At 72.7% G+C, this 3988-nt stretch carries 3 protein-coding genes; 2 read left to right on the forward strand and 1 reads right to left on the reverse strand.

Annotated features, from left to right (window positions below):
• A partial coding sequence (locus L0P92_RS42690; RefSeq protein WP_234768524.1) for an NAD(P)/FAD-dependent oxidoreductase occupies positions 1-1461 on the reverse strand: 1461 nt, incomplete at its 3' end.
• A gap of 234 nt (positions 1462-1695) precedes the next feature.
• Between L0P92_RS42690 and L0P92_RS42695 the strand changes: the two genes are divergently transcribed.
• Both L0P92_RS42695 and L0P92_RS42700 read left to right on the forward strand, forming a co-directional pair.
• Complete coding sequence (locus tag L0P92_RS42695; protein WP_234768525.1) at positions 1696-2652, forward strand: LLM class F420-dependent oxidoreductase; 957 nt, start codon at positions 1696-1698, stop codon at positions 2650-2652.
• Between the two features lie 18 nt (positions 2653-2670).
• Positions 2671-3762, forward strand: a complete 1092-nt coding sequence (locus L0P92_RS42700) for an enolase C-terminal domain-like protein (protein ID WP_234768526.1) — start codon at positions 2671-2673, stop codon at positions 3760-3762.
• Positions 3763-3988 lie beyond the last annotated feature (226 nt).

The following is a 3988-nucleotide window of genomic DNA, read 5'->3' on the forward strand; positions in this document are numbered from 1 at the left end:
CGCCGGCTCGCCACCAGCCGGGCTCTTCGCCGGCTCCCCGCCAGCCCGACTCTTCCTCGGCTCGCCGCCGGCCCGACTCCTCGCCGACTCGGCCTCGCGACCGGAGGACGACCCGGACTCCCCGGGATTCGGTGCCGCCGAGGGCAATTTCTCCGACGGGCCGGGCGTGCGTGCCAGCTCCGGTGAAGCCGTGTCCAGTGGCACCGACCATGACCGCACCAGTCCCAACTGCACGGCCTGACGCGGCAGTACGGCGTCCAGGAGCCAGTCGGCGGCGACGCGGACGCGGTTGCCGGGCATCGCGGCGAGGTGGTAGCCGCGGGTGACGGCGCCCGCCGCGATGCCGGAGAGGTGGATGCCCAGCGGGTTGGCGGCCGCCTTGACGCCGCCGAGGTCCACGACGAAGCCCATGTCGCGGTGGCGGTAGGCGCGCCGCTCGCCGAGCCCCAGGGACGCGGCGACGTTGTGGGCCACGGCCTTGCCCTGCCGCCAGGCGTGCTGGGCGGTCATCGGCGTGTACTCGCCGGGCTTCTCCAGGTCGGGCACGGCGGCCGCGTCCCCCGCGGCGAACAGTTCGGGCCGGCCCGGCACCTGCAGGTGCGGGTCGACGAGCAGACGGCCCCGCTCCAGCGGCAGCCCCAGGGACTCGGCGAGCGGATCGGGCCGTACGCCGACGCACCACACCAGCGTGCGGGTGTCGACGGACTCGCCGTCGGTCAGCAGCACCCCGCCGTGCGTGGCCTCCTTCACGGAGGTACCCATCCGCACCTCCACGCCGCGTTCCCGCAGCACCCGGTCGGCGGTGCGGGAGAGCCTCTCGTCCAGCTCGGGCAGGACGCGGTCGGCGATGTCGAGCAGCAGCCAGCGGGGCCGCATGCCGGCCCGCAGCGGGTGTTTGCGCACCTGGGCGTCGGTGAAGAGCTGCCCCTGCGCGGCGACCTCCGTACCGGTGTATCCGGCACCGACCACGACGAAGGTGCAGCGCGCGGCGCAGCTCTTCGGGTCGTCGGCGGCGGCCGCCAGTTCCACCTGCCGGGTCACGTGGTCGCGCAGGTACAGCGCCTCGGGCAGGCCCCGGAAGCCGTGCGCGTGCTCGGCGACGCCGGGGATGGGCAGCAGTTTGTTGACGCTGCCCGCGGCGAGGACCAGCCGGTCGAAGGGCAGGGTGCCCGCGTCGCCCTCGGGTCCGGTGTAGTGGACGGTGTGCCCGTCGAGGTCGACGGAGCCGGCCTCGCCCAGCACGAGCCGCACCTGGGGCAGGGTGCCGGAGAGGGAGACGGTCACCCGGCGCGGTTCGAGGATGCCGGCGGCGACCTGGGGCAGCAGGGGCAGATACAGGAAGTAGTCGGTCGGGTTCAGCAGGGTGATGTCGGCCTTGTCCCGGGTGAGCCGGGAGAGGGTGCGGGCCGCCCGGTACCCGGCGAATCCGGCGCCGACGATCACGATGCGGGGTCGACTCACGGTGTGCCTCCGGGGCTGTCGCGTACCTCGGGAGCCTTCCGCGTCCCCCTGGTCAAGGCCCCCAAACGTCGGCCCCGGACAGCGCCGGCTTCCGGCCCGCCGGCCCGTGCGTCCCGTCGTACGTCCCGGTCGTACATCCCGCCCCGGGCCCGGTTTCCCGCCGGGCCGCCGGGTACCCGGAGGGCGACCCGTCCCCGCCGCCGACCCGACGCGGCAGTCCCGGAGGTGCCCCCCATGCCCGAGTACGGCTACTTCCTGGCGTGCGAGGAGTTCCGTCCCGCCGAACTCGTCGAGCAGGCGAGGATGGCCGAACAGGCCGGATTCCAGTCGCTGTGGATATCGGACCACTACCACCCGTGGAACGACGCACAGGGCGAGAGCCCCTTCGTGTGGTCGGTGATCGGGGCGATCTCGGAGGCGGTGTCGCTGCCCGTCGAGACGGCCGTGACCTGCCCGACCGTGCGGATCCACCCGGCGGTGGTGGCGCAGGCCGCGGCGACCTCCGCGGTCATGACCAACGGCCGCTTCCGGCTCGGCGTCGGCTCGGGCGAGGCCCTCAACGAGCACGTCCTGGGGCATGTGTGGCCGCCCGCGAGCGTCCGCCTGGAGATGCTGGAGGAGGCGATCCTGATCATGCGCCGGCTGTTCACCGGCGAGGAGATCAGCCATTACGGCAGCCACTACCGGGTGGAGAACGCCCGCCTCTACACGGTTCCCGAAGAGCCGGTGCAGATCGACGTCTCCGGCTTCGGCCCGGAGGCGACGGCCCTCGCGGCCCGCGTCGGCGACGGCTTCATCACGATGATGCCGGACGAGGAGATGGTGACCCGGTTCCGCAAGGGCGGCGGCCACGGCAAGCCGGTGATGGGCGGCACGAAGGTCTGCTACGGCACCGACCGCGACGAGGCCGTGCGCACGGTGCGCCGGCTGTGGTCCAACCAGCTGCTGCCCGGCGAGATGGCCCAGATCCTGCCCTCGCCGCGCCACTTCGAGCAGCTGGAGCCGCTGGTCACCGAGCAGATGGTGGGCGAGAACACGGTGTGCGGCGACGACGTCGACGAGCACGTGTCCGAACTGAACGCCTTCGCCGAGGCGGGCTTCGACCGCGTCTACGTCAGCCAGATCGGCCCCGACCAGCGCGGCTTCTTCGACTTCTACCGCACCAAGGTGCTGCCGCAGCTTCAGCCGTGACGGGGGAGGACCCACGCGATGAAACTCCATCTCCCCGTCGTCTCCGTCTACACGGTGCCCACCGACGCCCCCGAGGCGGACGGCACCCTGGCCTGGAACTCCACGACCGTGGTGATCGCCGAGGTGACGGCGGGCGACGCGACCGGCACCGGCTGGACGTACGGCCCTGCCGCCGTCGGCGACTTCCTGCGCGACCATCTGGCACCCCTCGTCGAGGGACGCGACGCCCTGGACATCCCGGCCGCGCACGACGCGATGTCCCGCGCGATCCGCAACGCGGGCCGCCCGGGCATCGCCGCGTGCGCGATCTCGGCGCTGGACATCGCCCTGTGGGACCTCAAGGCCCGCCTCCTCGAACTGCCCCTGGCCCGGCTGCTGGGCAGCTGCCGCGAACGGGTCCCCGTCTACGGCAGCGGAGGCTTCACGACGTACCACGACACGCATCTGGCCGCGCAGTTGAACGGCTGGGTGCACGGCCAGCACATCCCGCGCGTGAAGATAAAGATCGGCGAGGACTGGGGCCACGCGACCCCGCGCGACCTCTCCCGGGTCCGGGCGGCCCGTCAGGTGATCGGCTCCGAGGCCGAGTTGTACGTCGACGCCAACGGCGCCTACACCCGCAAGCAGGCGATCCGCGTCGGCCACGCCCTCGCCGAGCACGACGTCGGCTGGTTCGAGGAGCCGGTGTCCTCGGACGACCTGACCGGTCTGCGTCTCGTCCGCGACACCCTGTCGTGCGACGTCACGGCCGGCGAGTACGGCTACGACCTCCCGTACTTCGCCCGCATGATCGCCGCGGGCGCGGTCGACTGCCTCCAGATCGACGCGACCCGCTGCGGCGGCCTGACCGAGTTCCTGCGCGCCGCCGCCCTCGCCCAGGCCCACGGCCTGGACATCTCGACCCACTGCGCCCCCCACGCCCACGCCGCCGCGGCCGCCGCGCTCCCCAACCTGCGGCACATCGAGTGGTTCCACGACCACGTCCGCGTGGAGGACATGTTCTTCGACGGCGCCCTGGACCCCAGGGGCGGCACCATCACCCCGCCCCAGGGAGTGGGCCACGGCCTGACCCTGAGGGCGGAGGAGGTCCAGGAATTCAGAGTGGCCTGAGGAAACCCCCTAAGGGGCGCGGGGAACCCCCTAAGGGGCGCGGGGAACGAGGTCCAGCAATTCAGAGTGGCCTGACGACAACCCCCTAGGGGCGCGGGGAACTGCGCGACCAGCCACAACGGCGCGGCACACGTCCACGAGCATGCACCCCCACGGCGGAACCGCAGGCTCACTAAAGCCGCCGCTTCAACCATCGCGCGGCAAGCACACCCACCCCGACCGTGAC

The sequence above is a fragment of the Streptomyces muensis genome, assembly GCF_021474425.1.
In the GTDB taxonomy this organism is placed as follows: domain Bacteria; phylum Actinomycetota; class Actinomycetes; order Streptomycetales; family Streptomycetaceae; genus Streptomyces; species Streptomyces muensis.

Excerpts from the sequence above, each read along its gene's own strand:
- L0P92_RS42695 (WP_234768525.1), top strand. The coding sequence starts at position 1,696 with ATGCCCGAGTACGGCTACTTCCTGGCGTGCGAGGAGTTCCGTCCCGCC.
- L0P92_RS42700 (WP_234768526.1), top strand. The coding sequence starts at position 2,671 with ATGAAACTCCATCTCCCCGTCGTCTCCGTCTACACGGTGCCCACCGAC.